This is a genomic window from Kitasatospora purpeofusca (assembly GCF_036010405.1).
GTDB lineage: Bacteria > Actinomycetota > Actinomycetes > Streptomycetales > Streptomycetaceae > Kitasatospora > Kitasatospora purpeofusca.
Map to the genome: position 1 here is coordinate 4,012,539 of NZ_CP108561.1, position 23,759 is coordinate 4,036,297.

At 72.9% G+C, this 23,759-nt stretch carries 26 protein-coding genes; 11 read left to right on the forward strand and 15 right to left on the reverse strand.

Features of this window, described 5'->3' with window-relative positions; genetic code table 11:
- Window positions 1–9 precede the first annotated feature (9 nt).
- The 4 genes from OG715_RS17570 to OG715_RS42420 all read right to left on the reverse strand — a co-directional run bounded on the left by OG715_RS17570 (window position 10) and on the right by OG715_RS42420 (window position 4,714).
- Window positions 10–2,571, reverse strand: coding sequence for an ABC transporter permease (locus tag OG715_RS17570; protein ID WP_266269731.1), 2,562 nt, complete (start codon window positions 2,569–2,571; stop codon window positions 10–12).
- A gap of 22 nt (window positions 2,572–2,593) precedes the next feature.
- Entirely contained in the window at window positions 2,594–3,382 is a 789-nt protein-coding gene (locus tag OG715_RS17575; RefSeq protein WP_407660990.1) for an ABC transporter ATP-binding protein, read from the reverse strand.
- 516 nt (window positions 3,383–3,898) lie between these two features.
- Window positions 3,899–4,453 (reverse strand): NADPH-dependent FMN reductase, encoded by a 555-nt coding sequence (gene ssuE / locus OG715_RS17580; RefSeq protein ID WP_266269732.1) that lies wholly within the window; start codon window positions 4,451–4,453, stop codon window positions 3,899–3,901.
- A gap of 174 nt (window positions 4,454–4,627) precedes the next feature.
- Complete coding sequence (locus OG715_RS42420) at window positions 4,628–4,714, reverse strand: putative leader peptide (RefSeq protein ID WP_353612751.1); 87 nt, start codon at window positions 4,712–4,714, stop codon at window positions 4,628–4,630.
- 284 nt (window positions 4,715–4,998) lie between these two features.
- On the opposite strand from OG715_RS42420, the gene OG715_RS17585 reads away from it, so the two are divergent.
- Window positions 4,999–6,432 carry an LCP family protein gene (locus tag OG715_RS17585; RefSeq protein WP_266269733.1) on the forward strand — a complete coding sequence of 478 codons (1,434 nt, stop codon included), beginning with the start codon at window positions 4,999–5,001 and terminating at the stop codon, window positions 6,430–6,432.
- A gap of 129 nt (window positions 6,433–6,561) precedes the next feature.
- A complete protein-coding gene (locus tag OG715_RS17590) occupies window positions 6,562–7,068 on the forward strand; it encodes an LbetaH domain-containing protein (RefSeq protein ID WP_266269734.1) in 507 nt (168 codons plus the stop codon).
- Between the two features lie 25 nt (window positions 7,069–7,093).
- On the opposite strand, the gene OG715_RS17595 is transcribed toward OG715_RS17590, so the two are convergent.
- Entirely contained in the window at window positions 7,094–7,732 is a 639-nt protein-coding gene (locus OG715_RS17595; protein ID WP_266269735.1) for a hypothetical protein, read from the reverse strand.
- A gap of 234 nt (window positions 7,733–7,966) precedes the next feature.
- Between OG715_RS17595 and OG715_RS17600 the strand changes: the two genes are divergently transcribed.
- The gene (locus OG715_RS17600; RefSeq protein ID WP_323182132.1) at window positions 7,967–8,500 is read left to right on the forward strand and encodes an NUDIX hydrolase; all 534 of its coding nucleotides are present in this window, start codon (window positions 7,967–7,969) and stop codon (window positions 8,498–8,500) included.
- Window positions 8,501–8,602: 102 nt separating this feature from the next.
- On the opposite strand, the gene OG715_RS17605 is transcribed toward OG715_RS17600, so the two are convergent.
- Both OG715_RS17605 and OG715_RS17610 read right to left on the reverse strand, forming a co-directional pair.
- Entirely contained in the window at window positions 8,603–9,457 is an 855-nt protein-coding gene (locus tag OG715_RS17605; RefSeq protein WP_266269736.1) for an arylamine N-acetyltransferase family protein, read from the reverse strand.
- Window positions 9,458–9,505: 48 nt separating this feature from the next.
- A complete protein-coding gene (locus OG715_RS17610; RefSeq protein ID WP_266269737.1) occupies window positions 9,506–10,537 on the reverse strand; it encodes a LysR family transcriptional regulator in 1,032 nt (343 codons plus the stop codon).
- Window positions 10,538–10,668: 131 nt separating this feature from the next.
- On the opposite strand from OG715_RS17610, the gene OG715_RS17615 reads away from it, so the two are divergent.
- On the forward strand, window positions 10,669–11,106 hold the full coding sequence (locus tag OG715_RS17615; protein WP_266269738.1) for a nuclear transport factor 2 family protein: 438 nt from the start codon (window positions 10,669–10,671) through the stop codon (window positions 11,104–11,106).
- Between the two features lie 117 nt (window positions 11,107–11,223).
- Here the strand turns inward: OG715_RS17615 and OG715_RS17620 are convergent, their stop codons facing one another.
- The 4 genes from OG715_RS17620 to OG715_RS17635 all read right to left on the reverse strand — a co-directional run bounded on the left by OG715_RS17620 (window position 11,224) and on the right by OG715_RS17635 (window position 13,074).
- Window positions 11,224–11,673 carry a barstar family protein gene (locus tag OG715_RS17620; protein ID WP_266269739.1) on the reverse strand — a complete coding sequence of 150 codons (450 nt, stop codon included), beginning with the start codon at window positions 11,671–11,673 and terminating at the stop codon, window positions 11,224–11,226.
- A 1-nt stretch (window position 11,674) separates the two neighbouring features.
- The gene (locus OG715_RS17625; protein ID WP_266269740.1) at window positions 11,675–12,106 is read right to left on the reverse strand and encodes a ribonuclease domain-containing protein; all 432 of its coding nucleotides are present in this window, start codon (window positions 12,104–12,106) and stop codon (window positions 11,675–11,677) included.
- A 161-nt stretch (window positions 12,107–12,267) separates the two neighbouring features.
- Window positions 12,268–12,756, reverse strand: a complete 489-nt coding sequence (locus OG715_RS17630; RefSeq protein WP_266269741.1) for a SitI3 family protein — start codon at window positions 12,754–12,756, stop codon at window positions 12,268–12,270.
- Window positions 12,757–12,777: 21 nt separating this feature from the next.
- Window positions 12,778–13,074, reverse strand: coding sequence for a CdiA C-terminal domain-containing protein (locus OG715_RS17635; protein ID WP_266269742.1), 297 nt, complete (start codon window positions 13,072–13,074; stop codon window positions 12,778–12,780).
- A gap of 281 nt (window positions 13,075–13,355) precedes the next feature.
- Here OG715_RS17635 and OG715_RS17640 point away from each other — a divergent pair, with 281 nt between their 5' ends.
- Window positions 13,356–13,880, forward strand: a complete 525-nt coding sequence (locus OG715_RS17640) for a peptidylprolyl isomerase (RefSeq protein WP_266269743.1) — start codon at window positions 13,356–13,358, stop codon at window positions 13,878–13,880.
- Between the two features lie 37 nt (window positions 13,881–13,917).
- On the opposite strand, the gene OG715_RS17645 is transcribed toward OG715_RS17640, so the two are convergent.
- Window positions 13,918–14,484, reverse strand: a complete 567-nt coding sequence (locus OG715_RS17645; protein ID WP_266269744.1) for a TetR/AcrR family transcriptional regulator — start codon at window positions 14,482–14,484, stop codon at window positions 13,918–13,920.
- A gap of 116 nt (window positions 14,485–14,600) precedes the next feature.
- Between OG715_RS17645 and OG715_RS17650 the strand changes: the two genes are divergently transcribed.
- Entirely contained in the window at window positions 14,601–15,041 is a 441-nt protein-coding gene (locus OG715_RS17650) for a DoxX family protein (protein WP_266269745.1), read from the forward strand.
- 97 nt (window positions 15,042–15,138) lie between these two features.
- On the opposite strand, the gene OG715_RS17655 is transcribed toward OG715_RS17650, so the two are convergent.
- Entirely contained in the window at window positions 15,139–15,633 is a 495-nt protein-coding gene (locus OG715_RS17655) for a peptidylprolyl isomerase (RefSeq protein WP_266269746.1), read from the reverse strand.
- Window positions 15,634–15,757: 124 nt separating this feature from the next.
- Here OG715_RS17655 and OG715_RS17660 point away from each other — a divergent pair, with 124 nt between their 5' ends.
- The 3 genes from OG715_RS17660 to OG715_RS17670 all read left to right on the forward strand — a co-directional run bounded on the left by OG715_RS17660 (window position 15,758) and on the right by OG715_RS17670 (window position 18,594).
- Entirely contained in the window at window positions 15,758–16,969 is a 1,212-nt protein-coding gene (locus tag OG715_RS17660) for an NB-ARC domain-containing protein (protein WP_266269747.1), read from the forward strand.
- A gap of 141 nt (window positions 16,970–17,110) precedes the next feature.
- Window positions 17,111–17,719 (forward strand): tetratricopeptide repeat protein, encoded by a 609-nt coding sequence (locus OG715_RS17665; RefSeq protein ID WP_266269748.1) that lies wholly within the window; start codon window positions 17,111–17,113, stop codon window positions 17,717–17,719.
- A 275-nt stretch (window positions 17,720–17,994) separates the two neighbouring features.
- Complete coding sequence (locus OG715_RS17670; protein WP_266269749.1) at window positions 17,995–18,594, forward strand: hypothetical protein; 600 nt, start codon at window positions 17,995–17,997, stop codon at window positions 18,592–18,594.
- Window positions 18,595–18,655: 61 nt separating this feature from the next.
- Here the strand turns inward: OG715_RS17670 and OG715_RS17675 are convergent, their stop codons facing one another.
- Together OG715_RS17675 and OG715_RS17680 are read right to left on the reverse strand one after the other, a co-directional pair.
- Window positions 18,656–19,153 (reverse strand): GNAT family N-acetyltransferase, encoded by a 498-nt coding sequence (locus OG715_RS17675; RefSeq protein ID WP_266269750.1) that lies wholly within the window; start codon window positions 19,151–19,153, stop codon window positions 18,656–18,658.
- 62 nt (window positions 19,154–19,215) lie between these two features.
- The gene (locus tag OG715_RS17680) at window positions 19,216–20,463 is read right to left on the reverse strand and encodes a beta-ketoacyl-[acyl-carrier-protein] synthase family protein (protein WP_407660991.1); all 1,248 of its coding nucleotides are present in this window, start codon (window positions 20,461–20,463) and stop codon (window positions 19,216–19,218) included.
- A 149-nt stretch (window positions 20,464–20,612) separates the two neighbouring features.
- Here OG715_RS17680 and OG715_RS17685 point away from each other — a divergent pair, with 149 nt between their 5' ends.
- Window positions 20,613–20,753, forward strand: coding sequence for a hypothetical protein (locus OG715_RS17685; RefSeq protein WP_327064149.1), 141 nt, complete (start codon window positions 20,613–20,615; stop codon window positions 20,751–20,753).
- A gap of 261 nt (window positions 20,754–21,014) precedes the next feature.
- Window positions 21,015–23,708, forward strand: coding sequence for a PKD domain-containing protein (locus OG715_RS17690; RefSeq protein WP_266269753.1), 2,694 nt, complete (start codon window positions 21,015–21,017; stop codon window positions 23,706–23,708).
- Window positions 23,709–23,759: the final 51 nt, after the last annotated feature.

Below are 23,759 nucleotides of genomic sequence, written 5' to 3' on the forward strand. Positions count from 1 at the left end.
GCGTCCGGGTCAGTCCGTCGCGATCGCCGCGAGGACGTTCATCCGCCCGGCCCGGAAGGCCGGCACCAGGGCGGCCAGCAGGCCGATGACCACCGAGGCGGCCAGGGTGAGAAGGATGGTCGTGGTCGGGACGGCCAGCGTCTCCAGGCCCTGGGTCCGCAGCACCTGCTGCCCGGTGATGCCCCAGGCCAGGCCGAGCGCGGTGCCGAGGACGGCGCCGAACAGGGCGATCACCACGGACTCCAGCCGGATCATCCGGCGCAGCTGGCGACGGGAGAGCCCGATCGCCCGCAGCAGGCCGATCTCGCGGGTCCGCTCCACCACCGAGAGCGCCAGGGTGTTGACGACACCGAGCACCGCGACCACGATCGCCAGCCCGAGCAGACCGTAGATCATGTAGAGCAGGGTGTTGACCTGCTCCTGGACGAGGTCCTTGTAGCCGGCCTGGTCGCGGACCGAGGCCTGCGGGTACTGCTTGAGCGCGTCCTCCAGGCCGGTGAGCGTCCTGGCGACGTCCGCCCCGGCGGCCGCCTTGCCGAACAGGACGTCGTCCACCGGCTGCTCCGCGGCCGGCACCACCTTGGTGACGGTGTCGAGCGAGGCGAAGGTGTTGCCGTCGAAGAGCTGGTTGCCCTTGGTCATGACGACGCCCACCGACACTGACTGGACCCGCCCGTTGCCGTAGTCGACCTTGAGCGTGTCGCCGGCCTTGAGGCCGTGGTCCTTGGCGTAGTCCTCACCGATCGCCACCGCACCCTGCTTGAGGGAGTCCGGAGCGCCCTCCTTGACCGGCAGCCGGAAGTCCTCGGTGAACCGCTCGGTGACGGCGGATATCCGGGTCTTCTCGGTCTTCCCGTCCGGCGCGGTGAGGTACGCCGCGATGGACTTCTGCTCGGTGACGTGGTCGATGCCCTGGACCTGCCGCACGGCGGCGACGACCGCCGGGGAGACCCCGTTCTGGCCGGCCGTGATGATGTAGTCGGCGCCCACCGAGCGGTCGATCTGGTTGTTGGTGGACTCGATGACCGAGGAGGTGAAGACCGAGGCCCCGATCACCAGCGCCAGTCCGATCATCAGCGCGGCGGCCGTGGCACCCGTGCGGCGCGGGTTGCGCATCGCGTTGCGCTGGGCGAGCCTGCCGGACGGCCCGAACAGGGTGGGCAGCAGCGCACCGAGCACCCGGACCACGGTGGTGGCCAGCAGCGGGCCGAGGACGACGAAGCCGACCAGGGTCAGCAGCACACCGAGCCCGATGAACTGGCCCCCGGTGGCCGCCTTCTCCGCCTTGGCGGCCAGCACGAGCAGACCGCCGCCGCCCGCCGTGAGCACCAGGCCGATGATCGCCCGGACGGTGTTGGAGCGGGCCTCGGCCGGGGTCCCGTGGTCGCGCAGGGCGGCGATCGGTGAGATCCGGCTCGCCCGGCGGGCCGGGATCCAGGCCGCGAGCACGGTGATCACGACACCCACCGCGTACCCGGCGACGAACACGTCCGCGCCGATCTTCAGGTCCGAGGCGTCGAGGTGCATCCCGGCCGCGTTCATCAGCTGGATGAGCCCGACCGCCAGGCCGAGGCCGGCCGCGATGCCGATCGTGGACCCGGCCAGGCCCAGCAGCAGCGCCTCCACCAGCACCGAGCGGTTGACCTGCTTGCGGCTGCCGCCGACGGCCCGCAGCAGACCGATCTCCCGGGTGCGCTGGGCGACCAGCATCGAGAAGGTGTTGATGATCAGGAAGCCGCCGACCAGCAGCGAGATGCCGGCGAAGCCGAGCATCGCGTACTTCATGAAGTCGAGGAAGGAGCCGACGCTCTTCTGGCCGTCCGCCTTCTGCTCGGCCGCCGTCTTGGCCTCGAAGCCGGCGCCCAGCCCGGCCAGCGCGTCGGACTTGAGCTGCTCGTCGGACCGGCTGCCGTCCCCGTACACCTCGACCGAGGTGTACGCGGGCCCGCCGAGCAGGACGCTCTGCGCGGTGGCGGTGTCCAGGAAGGCCAGCGCCGCGCCCGGGTTGGTGGTCTTGAACGCGGCGATGCCGACGATCGTGAAGTCGTGGTTGTCGTTGATGATCACCCGCAGCTTGCCGCCCAGGCCGAGCCTGGCCTTCTTCGCAGTGTCCGCGTCGAGCACGACCTGGTCGGGGCCCTGCGGTGCGTGACCGGAGGTGATCTCGACCGGACTGCGCGGGGTGTCCACCCAGTTTCCGACGATGGTCGGGGCACCGGTGGTCGGGCCGACCTTCTTGAAGGTCGCCGGGTCCGCCAGGGTGGCGTTCTCCACCGTGACCTGACCGATCGCCGTCTTCACCCCGGGGACCGCGGCGACCTTCCGCACGCTGTCGACGGTGACCGTCAGGGTCTGCGCACGGGTGTCCTTGCCGCCGAGCTCCGGCTCGGCGGGCCCGACCGAGACGTCGGAGGCGGTCGAGGCGAAGAGCGAGTCGAAGGTACTGGTCGCGGTGTTGGAGAACACCAGTGTCCCGGACACGAACGCGACCGAGAGGACGACCGCGACCAGGGAGAGCGCCATCCGCCCCTTGTGGGCGAAGAAGCTCCGGAGTGATGTCTTGAGCAACATGGTCCTGTCAGCTCCCGCCCGCTCAGCTGGTGCGCTTGCCGTCGAAACGGCGCATGCGCTCAAGGACGGAGTCCGCCGTCGGGGCGTGCATCTCGTCGACCATCACGCCGTCCGCGAGGAACAGCACGCGGTCCGCGTAGCCGGCCGCGACCGGGTCGTGGGTGACCATGACGATGGTCTGGCCCAGCTCGTCGACGCTGCGGCGCAGGAAGGAGAGCACCTCGGCGCCGGAACGCGAGTCGAGGTTCCCGGTGGGCTCGTCACCGAAGATGATCTCGGGCCGGGCCGCCAGTGCCCGGGCCACCGCGACGCGCTGCTGCTGGCCGCCGGAGAGCTGGGTCGGCCGGTGCTTGAGCCGGTCGGACAGCCCGACCGTCTCCACCACCCTGTCCAGCCAGGCCCGGTCCGGCTTGCGGCCGGCGATGTCCATCGGGAGGGTGATGTTCTCCAGCGCGTTCAGCGTCGGGAGGAGGTTGAACGCCTGGAAGATGAAGCCGATCTTGTCCCGGCGCAGCCTGGTGAGCTGCTTGTCCTTCAGACCGGTGATCTCGGTCTCGCCGATCCAGATCCGCCCCTCGGTCACCGTGTCCAGTCCGGCCAGGCAGTGCATCAGGGTCGACTTGCCGGAGCCCGAGGGGCCCATGATCGCGGTGAACCGGCCCCGCTGGATGTCGACGTCCACCGCGTCCAGGGCCGTCACCCTGGTCTCACCGGCACCGTAGGACTTGGTCACCTGGCGGGCCGAAGCGGCGACGGCGGGGGCACCGCCGGGAAGCTGGGGGTCGTACACGGCTGCTGCTGCCGTCGTCACTGTCGTCTCCTAAGAAGTGGTCCACCCGTTGCCCCCAGCCTGCTCCGTGCCACCCGCCCGGCGACATCGCGCAGGGGATAGTTTTCGACCGGGAGTCAGCCCCACCCTCCCGGTGAACCGGGGACCCGGACCCGACCGGAGCGGGTCCGCCTCGGACGGGCGGGGATGTGAACAACGTTAGGAGTCGGGGCTCTCCTCCTCGTCATCCGACGGGAGGAAGCGGTCCAACCGGAGTTGTACGGGGTGGGCCGCCCCTCCCCCTAGGGGTACGCCGGGCCCCCCTCAGGGACCCCCCTTACGGACTCCCGGCGCGGGGCCGCGGGAAGCGGCCCGCAGGTGCTCCGCCGAGGGCGGCCGGAACGCCCGCCGGCCCCCTCGCCGCCCTCGCCGGACCGCCCGGGAGGGGCGGCGGGAGGACGTCCGAGGGGGCCGGTGAAAAGGCTTCCGCGGGTACATCCGAGGAGAGTTGACTCGCCGTCAGACCATGCGGACGTCGAGCCGTGAGGACCTCGGCCGTCAGGCCGTGAGGGCCGGGGCGGCGAGGCGCTCCAGGGTGCCCGCGAAGGCGTCCACCACCGGGCGCAGCAGCACGTCCGTCTCGCGCTCCAGCACGGTCGTACCGTCCTCCCGGGCGGTGATGTGGCGGTCCAGGACGAACCAGCCCCGGGTGATGTGGTCGGCGCCCATCGAGCTGAGCACCGGCCGGAGCGCGTAGTCCACCGCCAGCACGTGCGCGGTGGAGCCGCCGGTGGCGAGCGGCAGAACGGCCTTGTCGCGCAGCGCGTACTGCGGCAGCACGTCCAGCAGCGCCTTCAGCAGCCCCGAGTAGGCGGCCTTGTAGACCGGGGTGCCGATCACCACGCCGTCCGCCTCGGCGAACAGCTCCAGGGCGGCCGCCAGTTGCGGGTGCGACAGGTCGGCGGTCAGCAGCGCGTGCGCCGGCAGGCTGCGCACCTCGAAGGGGACGACGCGGTGGCCGCGCTCCTCCAGCTGCGCGTCGATCAGGCGCAGCAGGCGGGTGGTGCGGGAGGTCGGGGACGGCGAGCCGGAGACGGACAGGACGGTGGCCATGGATTCACCTCGGGGAGGAAGCGGGACGCCGCTTCGGCGGCGCGAGGCACCGACCCGCAGGAGCGTCGGCCGGCCCGGCGGGGGCCGGGCGGAGACGGTCAGCGGTGGGCGCGCCGCACGGGCAGCGGCGGAACAGTGGAAGAGGAGGAGTGGTGGGGGTTCGACGGGCGAGCGTCAGCCACAACAGAGCGAACAGGACACACGCTGAAGGTCGACGTGCCGCCGACGCGTGAGAGTCCATCGCTGATCCATGGCAGTCATGCAAACACGCAGCGTTCGGGACGGTCAAGGATCGTCCCGACAACCGAACACCAGGTGAGACGGACGGTGAGACGGAGAACCGTGAGGGTGACCGGACGGACGGCGGCCCGGCGTCGGTCGGGGGACCCTCGGGGGACGGTCGGGTGGCCGGCCCGACACGGGGCGTGCGCCCGCCCGCCACCATGCGGCGGAACGATCCGGCGCGTGCATCAAAACTGCTACAAGGCCCCTGGCAGGGCCCCCGGGGGGAGTCACCGGCGCCCGCGTCGGGCATCCTCTCCCACATGAACACGTGGCAGGAGGGCCGCCCGGGCGGCGGCGGGAACCCGTACGGCGGCAACGGTGGCGGTGGCGCCGCGTACGGGCACGGTGGCGGCGGCTCGGCCGCCGAGCCGCCGCTGCCCGCCGGGCTCAACCCGCGCGGGCCGGGCGCTCCGGCGCCCCGGCAGCCCCAGCCGCAGGGACAGCCCCAGGGGCAGCCGCAGCAGGGTCGGCCGGGCCCGCCGCCGCAGGCGCCCGGGTACGGCCCCGCCCAGGGGTACGGGCAGCCGGGGCAGCAGGGCTACGGGCAGCCCGGACAGCCCGGCGCCCGCCCGTCGGTGCCCGCGCAGGGCGGCCCGGGCGGGACCGGCCGTCCCGGCGGGCCCGGTGGCCCCGGTGGCCCCGGCGCCGCGCCCGGTGGGCCGATAGCCCCCGGCGGTCCGCAGTCGCCCGCCACCGCCCGGTCCGGACGCTGGCCGCGGCGCCGGATCATCAAGTGGTCGGTGTTCGGCGTGCTGATCGCCCTGATGGTCACCAGCGTCTCCACCTGGTTCTGGGCGGACTCCAAGCTCAACCACGAGAACGTGCTCGCCGACTACCCGGGCCGCCCGGCCGCGGGCAAGGGCACCAACTGGCTGATCGTCGGCTCGGACAGCCGCAACGGCCTCTCCGACAGCCAGGAGGAGGACCTGCACACCGGCCACGCCGGCGGCAAGCGCAGCGACTCGATGATGATCCTGCACGTCGGGGACAACGGGAACACCCTGATGAGCATCCCCCGCGACTCCTGGGTGCCGATCCCCGAGCACACCGGTGAGAACGGCAAGCCCGTCAAGGCGACCACCTCGAAGATCAACTCCGCCTTCGCCTCCGGCGGCGGCAAGCTGCTCACGCAGACCGTGGAGACGAACACCGGCATCCGCATCGACCACTACGCCGAGATCGGCTTCGCCGGCTTCGTCGGCATCGTCGACTCGGTCGGCGGCGTGGACATGTGCATCGAGCAGGACGTCAAGGACAAGGACTCCGGCCTCGACCTCAAGGCCGGCTGCCAGAGCCTCAACGGCACCCAGGCGCTGGCCTTCGTCCGCCAGCGCCACCAGATGGCCGACCAGGACCTCGGCCGGATGCGCAACCAGCAGCAGTTCCTCGGCGCGCTGGCCAAGCAGGCGGCCTCGCCGGCCACCGTGCTCAACCCGTTCACCTTCTACCCGCTGGTGTCCTCGGGCCTCGGCACGCTGATCGTCGACGACGACGCCGGGCTGACCGACCTCGGCTCGCTCTTCCTGGCCATGAAGGACGTCAACGGCGGCAGCGGGAAGAGCATCACCGTGCCGATCGCCAACCCGGACTTCAAGACCAACACCGGCGAGTCGGCGGTCAAGTGGGACGCGGCGAAGGCCAAGCAGGTGTTCGACGCCTTCAAGAACGACACCGCCGTGCCGGACGTGAAGTAGCCGGGCGCGAAGCGGCCGGCTGCGGGGCCACCGGTTGCGAAGCGGCCGGACGAGGGGCAGCCGCCCCGCCACCGCGAACGCCCCGCAGACCTCCGTGACTCCTCGTAACACCACCGACACAATGGGTGGATGTCACTCGTCACCGCGCTGATCTACCGCCGTCGCCACCGCCTCCTGGGCCGCCTGGTCCAGGAGGCGCTCGCCGTCTACGGGATGGAGGTTCCGGCCGCCGCCGAGATCGGGCCGGGGCTCGTCGTGTTCCACCGGGGCTTCGGGACCGTGCTGCACCCGTACACCACCCTCGGCGCCGGGGTGACGCTGTACAACGGCGTGACCGTCGGCCGGGCCGACCCCTGGGTGCCGCAGGAGGCGAGCGCGATGCGGCGGGTGGTGGTGGAGGACGGCGCGGTGCTGTGCGCGGGCGCCAAGGTGGTCTGCAAGACCGGGGTGCTGACGGTCGGCGCCGGCACCGTGGTCGGCGCGAACGCCGTGCTCACCCGCTCCACCGGGCCGGGCGAGATCTGGGCGGGCGCCCCCGCCCGGAAGGTCGGGACGCGGGCGGACTGGCCGGGCGGCGCGGCCTCGGCGGGTACGGAGGCGGACGCGGGCATGGCCGCCGCCGGGGTGCGCGCCTGAGGCGGGCGATCGGGGCCGCCCCCGGTCAGCGGACGGCCACCCCCGGCAGGTGCCCCGTCGCACACTCCGCGTACCGGTGGACGGCCGCGCCCCGCCGCCCTTCGCCCGGCCGGCCGCCCGGGCCCTCCAGCTCACCCGCCAGACCGTGGTGGATCGTCCGGCCGCCGCGACCGCCCGACCACCAGGCGTCCGACAGGTGGACGACCAGGGTGGCCGGGTGCCGCGGCTCGGGGCGCTCCAGGACGAGTTCGCAGCGGGCCTCCCCCGCCGGGAAGGTCACCACTGCCTCGCTGGTCCGCAGCCGTGCCCGGCGCGGCTCCAGCTCCACCGCCCAGTACGCCGACACCTTCACGTCCAGTCGGCCGTCGAGACCGCCCTCACCGGGCCGGACGTACTCCTCGTCCGGCACCCAGCGGGCGTGGTTGCGGATGTCGTCCGGCCCGAACCACTCCGCCCAGCTGATCCAGTAGCCCGCGACCCGTTTGATCGTCATGGCCTCCCGGAGGATCCGGACCGGGATGCGGGTCAGGCTCGCGGGCTCGCTCATCAGCAGGACGCGGCCGTCCTCGTCGACCCGGGCCTCGGGCTCGGGCTCGAAGGAGAGGACGGTCACCTGCTCGCAGGTGACCTCGCCGTCGTCCTTGCGCCGACTCGTCTGCCTCATGGGTGAACCACCTTGCCGGGGTGCGGAGTTCGTCGAATCGCGGCCGCGTCCCGGACGCCGGGCCGACCACGCCCGCGCAGCTTACGGCGGCCCGTCGGCCACGGCGAACGATTCCGGCGAATCCTCCCGGAGCGGGCGATGCGCGGCTATTCTGCGCGTGCACACGGTGCCGTCCACGCCCACGGGCGCCCGTCCGCGCCGCCCCGGGCGCCCGCACGGAAGGAGCCCGCCCCAATGGGCGACCCACACTGGCGGGAACTGCGCCGCGAGCCGATCCACAGCGCCTTCGGGCGCGGCACCGACCGGGTGACCTTCGCCATGCCGGACGGCCGCGAGGAGGTCTACCACCTCGGCAACGAGTACTCCTGCGCGGCCGTCGTCGCGCTGACCCCGGACCGGCGGATCGTGCTCACCCGGCAGTTCCGGCCCGGACCGCAGGCCCTGCTGTACGAGCTGCCGGGCGGCGTGATCGACCCGGGCGAGTCCCCCGAGGACGCCGCCGCGCGCGAACTCGCCGAGGAGACCGGCTACCGGGGCAAGGTGGAGCACGTCGCCGCCGTCTGGCACGACGCCTACTCCAACGGTGTGCGCCACGCCTGCGTCGCCACCGACTGCGTCCCGACCGCCCGGATCGCGCACGACCGCAACGAGTTCATCGAGGTGGTGCTGATGGAGTTGGCGGAGTTCCGCGACACCGTGCTGCGCCGCGGCCTGCTCTCCGACGTCGGCCCGGCCTACCTGGGCCTCGACCACCTCGGCCTGCTGTAGCGGGGCCGGGGCGGGGGCAGCCGGGGCGTCGGTCAGGGCGCGGGACCCGGTCAGGCGCGGGACCCGGTCAGGGCGCGGGACCCGGTCAGGCGCGGGGCCCGGTCAGGGCGCGGTCGGGAGGCGATCCAGGGCGAGGCCGAAGTGGGCGCGGTAGGCACCCAGGGCCGCGTCGGCGTCGAGGAGTTCCTCGGTGCGGGTGCCGTCGGGGGCGGTGCGCAGGAGACGGGTGCCGCCGGTGGCGCGGGTACTGGTGAGGGTGATCCGGCCGCCGTCGGGGGTCGGGCGGGAACACGTGGTCGCGCGGGTGAAGTGCGAGTCGGGGGACGTGGTCTGCCACCAGCAGGTCGGGGCGAAGTCGGCCAGCCGGTACGGGCGGGGGTCGAGGCGGTACTGCGGCGCGCCGTCGAGGGCGACGTCCAGGTCACCGGTGGTGCCGGTGTTCGGGGTGCCGCTGCTCGGGGTGACGGCACTCGGGGTGACGGTGAAGACTCCCGCCGGGTCCTGCTGCCGTCCGCGCTCGTCGAGGCGCAGCGGCCGGCGGGCGAACCTGCCGAAGCCGACGTCCACCAGCCAGGCGGCGCCGTCCGCCTCCACCCGCAGCGCCAGGTGGTCGAACGGCGGCCCGGGCTCGGCCCCGTCGAAGACCCGGGCGGCGAGCAGTTCGACACGGTAGCCGAGGGCCCGCAGCAACGCTGCGAAGGCGCCGTTGAGTTCGTAGCAGAACCCGCCGCGCCGACGCCCCACGACCTTCTCCAGCAGCGCCTCCGGTTCGAGTACGACGGGCTCGCCGAGGTGGATGCTGAGGTTCTCGAACGGGACGGCGTCCAGGTGCGCCTCCTGGAGCCGCGCCAGCTCGGCGGCACCGGCGCGGGCGGGCCGCTCGGCCCCGATCCGGGCGAGGTACGCCGCCACCCGCTCGTCGGTCGGGATCTCTGCGTTCTGCGTGGGTTCGTCCATGGTCACCATCCAAGCGGAACTGATGCCTCCGGCCATCGGGCCTCGGACCTAGGTCGAACGGGTGACCGCGGCGACCCGGGTGACGACCTGGGTGACGACCCGGGCCGCGTCGGCCTCCGGGAGCCAGTCCCGCTCCGGGCGGTACTCCAGCCAGCGGCGCGCCGCGCCCGCGTCGGCGAACGCCTCCAGCAGGGACGGCAGCCCGGGATGGGGCCGGTCCCGGTGCCACACCAACGACCAGGCGTAGAGCGGTGTCGGCTCCAGCAGCGGGACGGTCCGCAGCCCGGCGCCCGGGTCCACGGGCAGTTCGGCGGGCAGCAGGGTGAACCCGTCCGGCACGGTGCGGACCCGCTCCAGCAGGTGGTCCAGCCCCAGATTGGCCTCGCCGGGCAGCAGCCGGCTGCCGAAGCGTTCGGCGAAGCGCGACAGGAAGTCCAAGCGGCCGGGGGCGGCCGGGGGTACCAGACGGAGCGCGGCGAGGCCCGCCGGGCGGAGGAACGGCCGGGCCGCCAGTGGGTGGTCGGCCCGCAGCACCGCGTCGACCGGCTCCAGGCGGACCAGGCGGTGGGCGAGCGCCCGCCCGTCCGTTCCGTCGGGACCGGCCGCGCCACTGCCCCCGTCGGCGCCGCTCCCGCCGTGATCGTGGTACCGGCCGAATCCGGCGGCGGTCTCGCCGCGCGCCAACGCGGCCGCCGTGGTGGCGAGATCACGCGCCTGCCCGACCTCGACGGCCGGGCCCGGCGCTGCGTCCAGGGCCTCCCGGACCGTGCGCAGCGGGGCGAACAGGTGCCCCCACACGTCCAGCCGCAGCGGTGGCACGGCCTCGCGGACGGCGGCGACGGCGGCCGCGCCCGCTGCCAGGGCCTCCCGGGCCGGGCCGAGGAAGCACCGGCCGGCGGCGGTGAGTTCGACCGCCGCCCGGCCCCGGTCGAACAGCCGGACCCCGAGCTCCCGTTCCAGCCGGGCGATCCGCTTGGACAGCCCCTGCTGGGTCAGGGCGAGCGACTCCGCCGCCCGGCGGAAGTGCAGGTGCTCGGCCGTCGCGAGGAAGGCGCGCACCTGGGCGAGATCCAGATCCACCCGGCCATCCTCACCGACAACCACCGGTTGTCAAAGCCCGGTTCCGGTTGTTGGACCACGCACCGCGCCCGGCGGTCGAATGGCATCCGGCCCGAACCACCCGCCCACGCAGCGACCTTCAGGAGCACCCCATGAGCACCGATCCGGCGGTCAGCGGCCCGGCGGCCCTCGACCCGCGCACCGTCGTCGTCGACTACGTCAACGCCGTCGCCCGCGGCGACCTGGACGCCGTCACCGCCGCCTTCACCGAGGACGTCACCTGGACCTACCCCGGCGACCTCCCGCTCAGCGGCGTGTGGCGCGGCCGGGACGCCGTCGTCGGCGACTTCCTCGGCGGCGCGGGCCAGCTCTTCGCCCCCGGCAGCGCGGTCGAGGTGACGCTGACCGGTGTCCTGGCCGACGGGGAACGGGTGCTGGCCGAGTGGACCTCGCGCGGCACCACCGTCCACGGCCTGCGGTACGACAACCGGTGTGCCGGGGTCTTCACCGTGCGGGAGGGGCGGATCGCCGCCGTCCGCGAGTACACCGACACCGACCACGTGGCCCGCACGCTGTTCGCCGACCGCTGACGGAGACCGGGGCGCAGGAAGTCGGACGGGCCGACTTCCCGTGCGGAGGGCGGGGTGGAGTTCGACAGGCGCAAGCCCGAGGGAGGACCCGTTCGGCCTCCGTATCGGGGCACGGGCTCAGTCGGTTCCGCCGGTCGCGCGGAGGCGGGCCTCGGCCGCCTCGGCCACGGGCGGGTCGGCGACGAAGAGAACGCGGAGGGCGTGGTCGGCGGTCGCGTCCAGGATGCCGAGGAGCAGGGCGAGTTGGGCGGGAGGCTCGTCCGCGAGGAGGGCGTCGGCGTCCGTGACGAGGACGAGGAGGCGGGTGGCGGCCGCCCCGGCCGCCTCGGAGCCGGGCGGGAGGAGCGCGTCGTTGAGGCACTCCTCGAAGGCGTCCCAGTTGTGGCCGAAGTAGCCGGGGAACGAGAGCGCCCGCGCCCACTCGGTGAACAGGTCCGCCCTGGTACGGCAGTTCGCGCCCCGGACGAGGTGGAGCCGGTCCGTGCCGGCGGCGAAGCCCGCCCAGGCCCGGCCCGGCAGGAGGTCCCACCGGGCCGGGCCGAGCGGGGGCTCGGGCGCTACGGGCACGTCAGCAGCCTTCGGAGATCTCGCGGAAGTTGGCGTAGTGGTCGGCGCTGTACCAGGTCTGCGAGGTGTTCTCGTCGCGGACCAGGCGCTCGGCATCGCGGTGGGTGGTGGGCTTCGGGCGGGGGTTGACGTCGTACTCGTGGTACTCGCCGCCCGCCGGGAGGTCCCCGCTGCGGTTGCCGTACGGGTTGCTGCCCCGAATGTACTCCGGGCCGGGAATCCGGAAGTCGACCGGGCGGGGGCTGGTCGGCCACTCAAGATCCTCCCAGATCCGGCAGGCCCGTTCGACCTGCTCCGGGAAGTCCTGGACGGGGAGCGGCGGCTGGATGACCGCCCGGACGGCCGGAGCGGCGGCCAGCGCGGGGGCGGCGGGAGCGAGCGGACAGGCCAGGGCGAGGACCAGGGCAGCCTGCGCCAGACGGCGGAGAGTCATGGGGGGTACCCGATTCCGTGTGCGGGAGCGTGTGCAGCAAAGGCGTACCGCGCACACGCCCCCCACCCCGCCGACCACGCCGCAACCACCCCCACCCCCACCCGACCGGGTGACCCCCGAAGGCGGCGGAGCCACCAGAAAAGGAGGCCACAACCGACCGGTCAGTCCCCGAAGTCGAATTCCTGGGTGCGGCGCCCGAACGGCAGCGCCACCGAGGCCAGCCGCTCCGCCGGCCACACATCGGAACGCTCGCTCAGCGTCAACTCGCCGCCCAGCCGCACCAGCCAGACGTCCTCGAAGTCGAGGTGGAGCGCCGCGTCCCCCGGCACCGCCGCCAGCACTCCGCCCACCACCCGCACCATGTCGTCCTGCTGACCGGAGATGTCGGCCTCCTTGTCCAGCCGGAAGGCCACCGAGACCGTCGGTGCGAAGGCAGCACCACCGATCAGCGGATCCCCCCACGGGAACCGCCCCGCCGGCACCACCCGGATCCAGGTGCCCCGCACCGTCACCGCCCCGTCCCCCAGCAACCGCCCGACGCTTTCCGAGGGCGCCAGGACCCCGAGACCACGGGCGACCTCAAGAATCCGCTGCGCCGCCTCGGGGACGGCCAGGAGGGTAGCGATCTGAAAGTTGTAAGAAAGTGCCATATATTTCCCCTGGAGACAGGTTCACGGATAGAAGTGAACGACGTTCCCGGCCTTATCGATCACCTTGACCTCCTTGAGACCATCAATAGGCCAGTCCTGCAGCTGCTTTTTCATCGTCACAAGGTCGACCTCCGTGTCGGACATGTTCAGGACGATTCGGTCGGCCTGGTCCTTGTTCGCTTTCTCAGCAATCCCGGAGCGGATCGATCGCGGCTTGGCGGACGACGGCGAGCAGCAATCCCATATATCGCCTTCAATGCGGTAGTCGGGATTCTGGAGTTCTCGCGGCTCGGCGGTCTGCCCCAGTTCCTTCGCCACTACTTCACCCCCGGGTCCCCGCCACTCCCACGGCCCAGGGTTCCGCTGCACACGTCGCCCAGACGCGTGGGCGCCTGGACGTCCAGTCCAACGGACGGTCGTTCGACACCCGACGATTCCTGATGACTCGTCAAGTTTCTTTTGCCAGTGCACTACTGGCGCAGATGAGCGGAATCGTCATGCTACGTACCCGGGTCGCGGCCGGTGGGCCCGGTGCGGGACGGGGTGGCGTGGGAGGATCGGGCGGGTTCGGTCGATTCGTTGAAAGGTGTCCTCAGTCCATGGGCTCGCAGCACTACGCCGTCCTCAAGACCAACCACGGCGACATCACCGTCAAGCTGTTCCAGTTCCACACCCCGAAGACCGTGCGCAACTTCGTGGAGTTGGCGGAGGGGCAGCGGGAGTGGACCGACCCGGTGACGGGTGAGGCTTCGACGGCTCCGCTGTACGACGGGACGACCTTCCACCGGGTCATCCCCAACTTCATGATCCAGGGCGGCGATCCGCTCGGGGACGGTACGGGCGGGCCCGGGTACGAGTTCGCCGACGAGTTCCACCCGGAGCTCTACTTCACCAAGCCGTACCTGCTGGCCATGGCCAATGCCGGGCCGAACACCAACGGTTCGCAGTTCTTCATCACCACCCGGGCCACGCCGCACCTGAACCGCAAGCACACCATCTTCGGCGAGGTCGCCGACACGGCCGGCCAGAAGGTCGTGGACGCCATCGCGGCCGTCCCGACCGGGGCGGGCGACCGTCCGCTCGACGCCGTCGTCATCGAGTCGGTGACCGTCGAGCGCCGGTAGGTCCGGCGAGGGGTAGGAAGTCGGCCGGACCGACTTCCTACTCCGGTCCGCCGAACGCCACCCGCAGTACCTCCCGGGCCAGCTCCTCGACGTCCGCCCCGGTCCCGCTCTCCGGCAGGGCGCCGTTCAGCCAGAGGCTCGCGAAGCCGTGCGCCAGCGACCAGGCGGCGACGGTCGTCGCCCGCTCGGGCCGCTCCCCCCGGGACAGCTCGCGACCGCTGGCCGCGAGCACCGCCCCCGCGCGGTCGCGGGCCGCCGCCATCTCCGGGTCGTCCGCCCGGTACAGCTCCGGCCGGAACATCACCTCGAAGTACGCCCGGTGGTCCACCGCGAACCGCACGTACGCCACCCCGGCCCCGTACGGCTCCCCGGCGGCCCGCCCCAGGGCGTCCGCGAACAGCTCGAAGCCCTCCGTCGCCACCGCCGTCAGCACCCCGGCCTTGTCGCCGAAGTGGTGCGCCGGCGCGGCGTGCGACACCTCCGCCCGGCGGGCCAGCTCCCGCAGGCTCCAGCCGGACGGACCGGACTCGTCGATCGCCGCGATCGCGGCGTCCAGCACGGCCCGCCGCAGATTCCCGTGGTGGTAGCTCTCGGCCCTGCCCATGGCACTTCCTCTCGTCGGCGTCCCCCCGAGCATATCCAGGCATTGACAAGTTTGCTCGCCCCGGGGCAATCTTTCCAGTGACAAGATTGCCCGGTGACAAGCTTGGAGAGTCCACCATGGCCCCGCTCATCGCCCTCCTCGGCGGCTTCGCCGTCCTCCGCCTGCTCGGCTTCCTCGCCGTCGACACCCTCGACGGCTGGCAGCCCGCCGTCCGCGGCGCCCTCGCCCTGATGTTCGTCACCACCGGCGTGCCGCACTTCCTGCCCGCCTTCCGGCGCGACTTCGTGGCGATGGTCCCGCCGACGCTCCCCCGCCCCGAACTGCTCATCACGCTCACCGGCGTCCTCGAACTGGCCGGTGCCGCCGGGCTCCTCGTCCCGCCGCTCGCCCCGTACGCGGCCGCCGGACTCGCCCTGCTGATGCTGGCGATGTTCCCCGCCAACGTGCACGCCGCCCGCACCAACGGCACCCTCGCCGGGAAGCCCGTCACCCCACTGCCCGCGCGCACCGCGCTGCAGGTGCTGTTCGTCGCGGCGGCGGTCGCGGCGGCGCTCTGAGCGCCGCGCCGGGGTGGGCCTCAGGCAGTGAAAACGCGCGGACGCGGCCCGCTCGAGGTGCGGGCCGCGTCCGAGTGCGGTGAAAGGGTGCGAACCCTTACTCCACGATGCCCGACTTGGCGATGGTGACCTTGGCCTTGGTGCGGCCGCTCTGCGAACCGAGGCCCTCGATCTTCTGCACCAGGTCCAGGCCGTCGACGACCTCGCCGAAGACGACGTGCTTGCCGTCCAGCCAGTCGGTGACGATGGTGGTGATGAAGAACTGCGAGCCGTTGGTGTTGCGGCCCGCGTTGGCCATCGAGAGCTGGCCCGGCTTGGTGTGCTTGAGCTGGAAGTTCTCGTCGGCGAACTTCTCGCCGTAGATGCTCTTGCCGCCGGTGCCGTCACCGCGGGTGAAGTCACCGCCCTGGAGCATGAAGCCCGGGATGACGCGGTGGAACGACGAGCCCTCGTAGCCGAAGCCGTGCTGGCCGGTGGCGAGCTCGCGGAAGTTCTGCGCGGTCTTCGGGACGACGTCGTCGAAGAGCGTGAAGACGATCCGGCCGGCCGGCTCGTCGTTGATGGTGATGTCGAAGAAAACGTTGGAACCCATGCAGGGATCATGGCATGCCGGGCGCCCCGACGCGCGGCACCCCCCGACACCCGGTCACGCTCCGCCGACCGCCGAAACACGGATTCGGCCCCGCGCGCGGCAGTGCCCGGGCCACCATGACGGGGTGGCGAACGGGGCGGACCGGGTCCGGAACGAGATCAGCGGCAGCGACATCCACGGCAACGTGTTCCAGGGCGAGCACGTGCACGTGTCACTCGGACAACCCGGCAGGGGCCCGGCGCCGACCGCGCTCGCCTCACTGCCTCCGCTCCTGGTGGATCCGGTGGGGCGTGCCGACGCCTCGGAAGTACTGCTGGGGCTGCTCGCGCCCGCAGCGGCGGGCGCCGGACCGGTCGTCGTCGCCGCCGTGGCCGGGCTCGCCGGTGTCGGCAAGAGCACGTTCGCGCTGGCCGCGGCGCACGAAGCCGTCCGGCGCGGCTGGTTCCCGGGCGGGGTGCTCCACGTGCAGCTGCACGGCTACCGGCCGGGTACCGCCCTCAGCGGCGCGCAGGCGGTCGGCGCGCTGCTCCGGGCCCTCGGCGTCCGCGAGGACGATGTGCCGCCGACGGCGGAGGAACAGGCTGGGCTCTACCGCTCCGAGCTGGCCCGCCTGGCGGCGGGGGCCGGGGCGGTGCTGGTGCTCGCCGACGACGCGTCAGCGGCCGAGCAGGTCGCGCCGCTCGTCCCCGCGGACCCCTGCCACCGGCTGCTGGTCACCTCACGGGACAACCTGCACTCCCCCGCCTTCCCGGCCCGGCTGCTGCCGCTGGGGGTACTGGGGGCGGCGGAGGCCGGGGAACTGGTCGCGCGGGCGCTGCGGCGGGCCCGGGAGGAGGACCGACGGAGCGAGGACGAGCCGAAGGCGCTGGCGGCGATCGCGGAGCACTGCGGGTACCTGCCGTTGGCGCTGCAGATCGCGGCGGCGCTGCTCGCCGACGACCCGGGCACGCCGCTCGTCGAGCTGGCGAAGGAACTGGCGGACACCGGGTGCCGATTGGACGCGCTCCGGCACGGCGACGGCGGGATGCCGCTCGCGGTGGCGGGCGCGTTCGAGCTGTCGTACCGGCGGCTGGGGGCGGACGCGGCGCGGGTGCTGCGGCTGTCGGCCCTGAATCCGGGACCTGACGTGTCCACAGAGGCCGTGGCCGCGGTGGCGGAACTGGGCAGGACCACTGCCCGGCAGCACCTGGCGGCGCTGGCCCGGGCGAACCTGCTGGCGGAGCAGCCGGTGGGATCGGGCCGCTGGCGGGCCCACGACCTGGTGCGGCTCTACACGCGGAGGCTGCTGGAGCAGGACGGCGAGGAGGAGCGCACGGCGGCGTGGGGACGGCTGTAGCGCTACTACCTGGACGCCGTGCGGGCCGCCGGTGCCCACCTGCCCGGACAGACAGGAGGACCCGATTCCGCCGACAACCGCTTTCCGGACCAGGCCGCCGCCTTCGCCTGATTCGACTCCGAACGCGCCAACCTCACGGCGGTGCTCGGACTCCCCACCACCGAGCATCGGGCCATCGTCGAGCTGGGCGTCCTCGTCACCGGCTTCCTGAGCTACCGGAACCGGCCCGACGAGACGCTCGGCGTCGCCCAACGGACTCTCCAGGTGGCGCAGGCCGCCGACGAGCCGCGTCTCGTCTCCGCTGCCTCCTTCCCGCTCAGCAGCGCCCTTCACATGATGGGCAGGACCGCGGCGGCGACAGAGACCCTCTACCGGGCCTCCGGACTCCTCCGTGGCCGCGACGACCTGGAACCCGACATCCGGGTGCTCCGACAGCACGGCCTGAGCCTCATGCACACCGGCCGCTTCGAAGAGGGCGTCGAGGTCCTGACCCGAGCACTCACCGCCTGCCGGGAACAGGGCAACCGCTTCGAGGAGGCCCACGTCCTGCGGGGACTGTCGATCGTCCTTGAGCTGCTGGGCCGGACCGGGGAAGCCGCCGACGCCCTCACCGGGGCGCTCAAGCTGTACAAGGCCCTCGGGCTCGACAGCGAGGCCGACGCCGTCAGGAAACGTCTGGGAAAGCTGCGGCGCTCCGCCCAGTCGGCTGCTCCGACGTCCGGACGTCGTAGAACGTCCGCGCGGCGGTGAGGAATTCGGGCTCGGCGGTGGGCACGGCGACCGACCCTACCGGGGGCGCTGCGCCGGCTGCGGCAGGGGCGGTGGCGGTGATCGACCGAGCCGGACCGGAGGAATCGCGCGGGGGCGATTAGACGGCGGGCGGCGGAATGGTCAACTCGAACGGATCACCGAGGCGACGGCCCGCCGTGCGTGCTAGAACCGTCGGCGACAGTGAACGCTCACCCGCGATCGCCGTCGCCCCGCACCGTGCACCCACCGGCAACTCCTCCCACCGAAGGAGAACCATGTCCGTCGCACGAACCGTCCGCACCGTCCGCAACGCCCTGTTGGCGGTCCTCGCCGCACTGGCGCTGATGCTCTCCGGCGCGGTCACCGCCACCAACGCCTCCGCCACCACCACGGGGCTGGACGGCAGCTGGGCCTGCTCCGTCCCGGCCGGCTACGTCTACGACCAGGTGTCCATGAACCGCAGCTGCAGCGGCGGCGGCACCTGGAACTCGCCGCAGTTCCACCTGCGCACCCCGGTCGACGGCCTGACCGCCTGCATGAGCGCCCCCGGCTTCGTCTACGACAACATCACGTGGGGCCTCTCCTGCAGCCAGCAGTCCGGCGTGACCTCCAACATGTACCACCTGCGCACCCCCTACGACGGCCTCACCGCCTGTATGGGCACGCCAGCCTTCACCTACGACTACGTCACCTACACCTCCGGGTGCAGCCTGAACCAGGGCGTCCAGGCCACGACCTTCCACCTCCGCACCCCGCGCAACGGCCTCTGGGCCTGTGACGTCCCCCGCGGCTGGACCTACAGCACCACCACCTCGAACCTGGACTGCGCCAGCATCCGCGGTGTGCCGACCACCAAGTTCCTGCTGGTCGGCTGACCCGGTCCCCGGTGAACGGGCGGGCGACCCGGCGGCGGCCGGGTCGCCCGCCCGCGTCCGTTCAGGACAGGTCCAGCTCCGCGACGGCCTGGTCCCCGCTGAACTCGCCGGTCGGGCGGAAGCCGAGGCGCGCGTAGAACCCCTCCGGACCGCCCTCCCCCGGCACATAGGTGACCGTGACCCGGTCACCGCCGCGGCGGCGGATCTCCGCGGCGACCTGCTCCACGGCGAAGCGGCCGTAGCCCTTGCCCTGGGTCCCGGCGGCGATGTTGAGGCGCCAGAGGCCCGAGCGCGGCAGGTCGCCCGGCCGGTCCGGGTAGAAGGTGACGTCGAAGAAGGCCATCACGAAGCCGACCAGGTGGTCGCCGTCGTAGACCAGTCGCGGCCAGGCGGTCTCGCCGTGCGCGTACGCCTCGGCCAGCGACTTGACCACCGGGGAGACCAGGTGCTCCTGGTCCGGGCGGACCTTCAGCTCCAGCGCGGCGTCGATGTTCTTCGGGGTGACCGGTTCGAGCCGCAGGGCGACCGGAGCGGCGGTCAGTGGGTATTCCGTGGACATGCCCGTCACCCTAAGTGAGTGCCCGCCCGCCGGTCGCCCGGATTTCGGGGCACCCCCGCCGCTCACGGCGCGGGCGTGAACACCAGCGAAGCGTTGTGCCCGCCGAAGCCGAAGGCATTGGTGAGCACCGCCCCGACCCGCGTCCGGCGCGCGGCCCCCGCGACCACGTCCAGCCCGACCGCCGGATCCTGCCGCTCCAGGTTGCGGGTGGGCGGCACGATCCCGTCGCGCAGCGCGAGGACCGAGGCGAGCGCCCCCAGCGCGCCAGCCGCGCCGAAGAGGTGGCCGGTCATCGACTTGGTGGCGGTCACCACCGGGTGGGCGCCGATCGCCGCGGTGACCGACGCCGCCTCGGTCAGGTCGCCCAGCTGGGTGGAGGTGGCGTGGGCGTGGACCAGCCCGATGTCCAGCGGCGACAGCCCCGACTCCGACACCGCCCGGCGGATCGCCCGGACCTGCCCCTCGGAAGCGGCCGCGGTGATGTGGTGGGCGTCCGAGGTGACGGCCGCGCCGGCCAGCTCGGCGTGGGCGCGGGCCCGGCGCGCGGCGGCGAAGCCGGCCCGCTCCAGCACCACGACGGCCGCGCCCTCGCCGATCACGAAGCCGTCCCGGTCGACGTCGAACGGCCGGGAGGCCCGGCCGGGTTCGTCGTTGCGCAGCGAGTGGGCCCGGGCCTGGGCGAAGCCGGCCAGGGTCAGCGGGCAGACGCACGCCTCGGCGCCGCCCGCCACCACCACGTCGGCCCGGCCGAGCCGGATGAGGTCCAGGCCGAGGGCGATCGCCTCGGCCCCGGACGCGCAGGCGCTCACCGGGGTGTGCGCGCCGGCCCGGGCGCCGAGTTCGATCGAGACCCAGGCCGCCGGACCGTTGGCCATCAGCATCGGCACGGTGTGCGGGGAGACCTTCCGGACGCCGGAGGTCTCCAGGACGTCGTCCTGGCCGAGCATGGTGAGCGCGCCGCCGGTGCCGGTGCCGATCACCACGGCCAGCCGCTCGCCGTCCACCTCGGGACGGCCGGCGTCGGCCCAGGCCTCGCGGGCGGCGATCAGCGCGACCTGTTCGCAGCGGTCGAGCCGCCGGGCCAGGACCCGGTCCAGGACCTCGGTCGGCTCGACCGCGAGCTGCCCGGCGATCCGGACCGGGAGCCCGGCGGCCCAGTCGGCCCCGATCGGCCGGACGCCGGTGCCACCGGCCAGCATCGCCGCCCAGGTCGAGGGGACGTCGCCGCCGAGCGGGGTCGTCGCCCCGAGGCCGGTGACCAGCACCGGCTCGGGGGCCAAGGCTCGGGACACATGGTTGTCGGTACCCATCGGAGGGACTCCCTGGCTTGTGCGGAACTGTGGAGTGACGACAACTCAGCGCACTAGTGAGCACGGGAAGCTTTCGCCACATCAGCCACACTGCCACGGCCCTGATGCCCATTCAGGTGCGTCAGCCAACCGATTCGAACACCAGGGAGTTGGAGGAACTCCACATATTCGACGGCCGCATCCAGCAGGCCACCGGCGACTACGACCTCGGGGGCCGGTCCCACTGGGGCGACGTCACCGCCGCCGTGGGCGCTCCCGCGCTCAGCGAGCCGGCCGTCGCCGCCTCCTGACGGAACGCCTCACAGGCGCAGCCCGGGACCCCGGCCGACTCCCGTCGGCCCGGGGCTCCGGCGATTCCGGGGCCCAAAACCCGCAATCCGGACCTAAAGGATCATGGTCGTACGACAATCGGTTTTTCGGTCGCACGCGCAAGATCCGCCCTGCCATACTCGGGCCGAGCTTCACCGGCCCCACACCGATGCGCCCATCGGGTCGCCGACGGCGAGGAGCCGGCGAACGCGCCATCACATCGAAACAGGGGGAAGCACCTCGTGCGTCCGCGTCTCGCCTTCGGGCTGACCGTCGCAGCGGCCACCGCCGCACTCGGACTACCCGTTCCCGCCACAGCGGCTCCGGCCTCCACCGCGACCACACTGCACGTCAGCAAGTACACCTACGGCTGCACCGACCAGGGTCCCGGCACCGTGACCCAGCCGTTCTGCACCGTCTCCGCCGCGGCCGCCGTCGTGGAGCCCGGGCAGACCGTCCAGGTCGCGCCCGGCGACTACCCCGAGCAGGTCCGGATCACCCGTTCGGGCACACCGGACAAGCCGATCACCTTCGTCGGCGGACTCCCCGACGTCGCGCCGTTCGGTGTCATGCCGACCGTCCGCGGATCGGCGGACAGCGCGTCCTTCGTCCTCTCCGGAGTGCACGACGTCGCGGTCCGGGGCTTCCGCACCTTCGCCCCGCGCGGTGTGCAGGTCCTCGGCTCGTCCCGGGTGGCCCTGGACCGCAACTGGTACGACCGCTCGGGCAACCGCGAGTCCCTCCACGTCGGCGAGGGCAGCGATCACGTCACGGTCAGCCGGAACCTCTTCAACCACTCGTACGGCATGGTCGTCGACGGCGGCGCGCACGACGTCCTGGTGAGCGGCAACGACTTCAACCGCACCGAGACCACCGGCCTCACCGCCACCGGCGTCGCCGACCTCGCCGTCACCCAGAACACCTTCGCGCTCAACTGCTCCGGCAGCGTCCTGGTGGACGGCGACTCGCCGCGGGCCGTGGTGAAGAACAACATCGCGGTCGACGGGAACGAGAAGAGCCTCCAGGCCGACCGCACGTACTGCTCGCCGTTCGGCAACGGCGCCGCGGCCCGGATCACCGTCTCGGCCGCCGCCGCCCCGACCGCGACCGTCGACTACAACGTCGTGCACGCGAAGTCCGGCTACCAGCTCTACAAGTGGGCCGGGACCGGCTACACGTCCGGGACCGCGTTCACCAGCGCCACCGGGCAGGGCACGCACGACCTCGACCTCGATGTCGAGTACTCCGCCTCGACCTACGAGCGGCCGTTCGACCGGCTGACCGACGCGGCGGCCGGCGCGATCGACTCCGCCGACCCGACCGCTCCCGGCGTCGACAGCGACATCTTCGGCCAGCCCGCCATCGACCACCCGCAGATCGCCGGCACCGGCCCGGGAACCCGCGACCGCGGCGCCTACGAGATCAGCGGCATGACCGGGAAGGCCTCGCTCAAGGTCACCGGCGCGGACACTCCGACCCCGAAGGGGCCGTCGCCGCTCACGGTCGTCGCCCGACTCGGCTTCCAGAACGCCTGGAACACCGGCGCCGGCAGCTACCTCGTCGACTTCGGTGACGGCAGCGAACCGGTCCGCACCACTGAGCCGACCGTGCGCCACACCTACACGCTGCCCGGCACTTCGGGCAAGTTCTTCACCGTGACCGCCGTCGCCGTCGACGCCACGGGCGGCCGCAGCGAGGCCGCGACCGCTTCCGACGTCATGGCCAACCCCTCCTTCCCGCTGTCCGGCTTCGTCACGGCCAGCACCGTGAGCTGGCCGTACGCGTTCCGGTTCGACGTCCATTCGATGTCCCCCTACGCCCTGACGACCGGCACCATCAACTTCGGCGACGGCACCGTGGCGGACGTCCCGCCGAACGCGGACCACGTCGATCACACCTACGCGGCGCCCGGCTCCTACACCGTGACCTACACGTCCCGGGACGAGGCCCAGGAGAGCACCGCCCGCGTGGACGTCGAGGTCCTCCTCGACGCGTCGGCCGCCGTCCTCAAGTACGGCGAGCGGGTGCAGGTGCTCGCCACCGGCGCCTCCTCGCTGCTGAACGGCGGTGCCCACTACGGCTACGGGGTCTGGGCGCCGTTCACCTCCGTCCCCGCGGCCGACCGTCCGTTCGCCGAGAGCGCCGTCACCGGGACCGCCGCGGGCACCACCTGGGACGGCGTGGTCCACAACGTGGTCTCCGCCGACGGCAGGATCCACATCGCCGACCGCCGCATGTCGGACGGCGGATGGACCTCCTGGGGCGAGATCACCGCGAACGGTGTCGCCGGACCGCTGCCCGGCGTTCCGACACAGATCGCCGCCGCCGCCCAGGGCTCCCGGCTGCACGTCCTCGCCCTGGTCGACGGCCGGGTCTACCAGGCCACCGGCGACTGGGAGGAGGGCACCTGGAGCGGCTGGGGCGACGTCTCCGCCGCCTCCGGGCTGCTTCCCGCTTCCCGTGTCGCGGCCACCGCTTACGGCAATTCGCTGCACGTCGTGGCCCTCGGGACCGACGGCCGGGTCTACGACGCGACCGGCGACTACGCCGTCGGCACCTGGACCGTCAACGACCCCACCTCCCTGATCGGCCTGCCGCCCGGCGCGCCGATCAGTCAGCTCTCGGCCACGGTGGTCGGCAGCACCCTGCACATCCTGGCGGTGACCGGCAACCGGCTCCACCAGGCCAGCGGTGACCTCTACCGCGGCCGGTGGACCGGCTGGGGCAACATCACCGGCGCCACCGGCGACATCGGCCCGATCGACCGGATCTCCGCCGTCGGCCTCGGCAACCGGTTGCACGTCTTCACCCTCGCCGGCGGCACCCTGCGCGAAGCCATCGGTGACTACACCCGGCTCACCTGGACCGGCTGGGGCAACGTGAGCGCCGCCACCGGCGCACCCCACCTCGACGAACTCGCGGTGAGCACCGGCTGATCCCCGTCCACGGGAACGCCCGGAGCCCCCGGCCGATCGATTCGGCCGGGG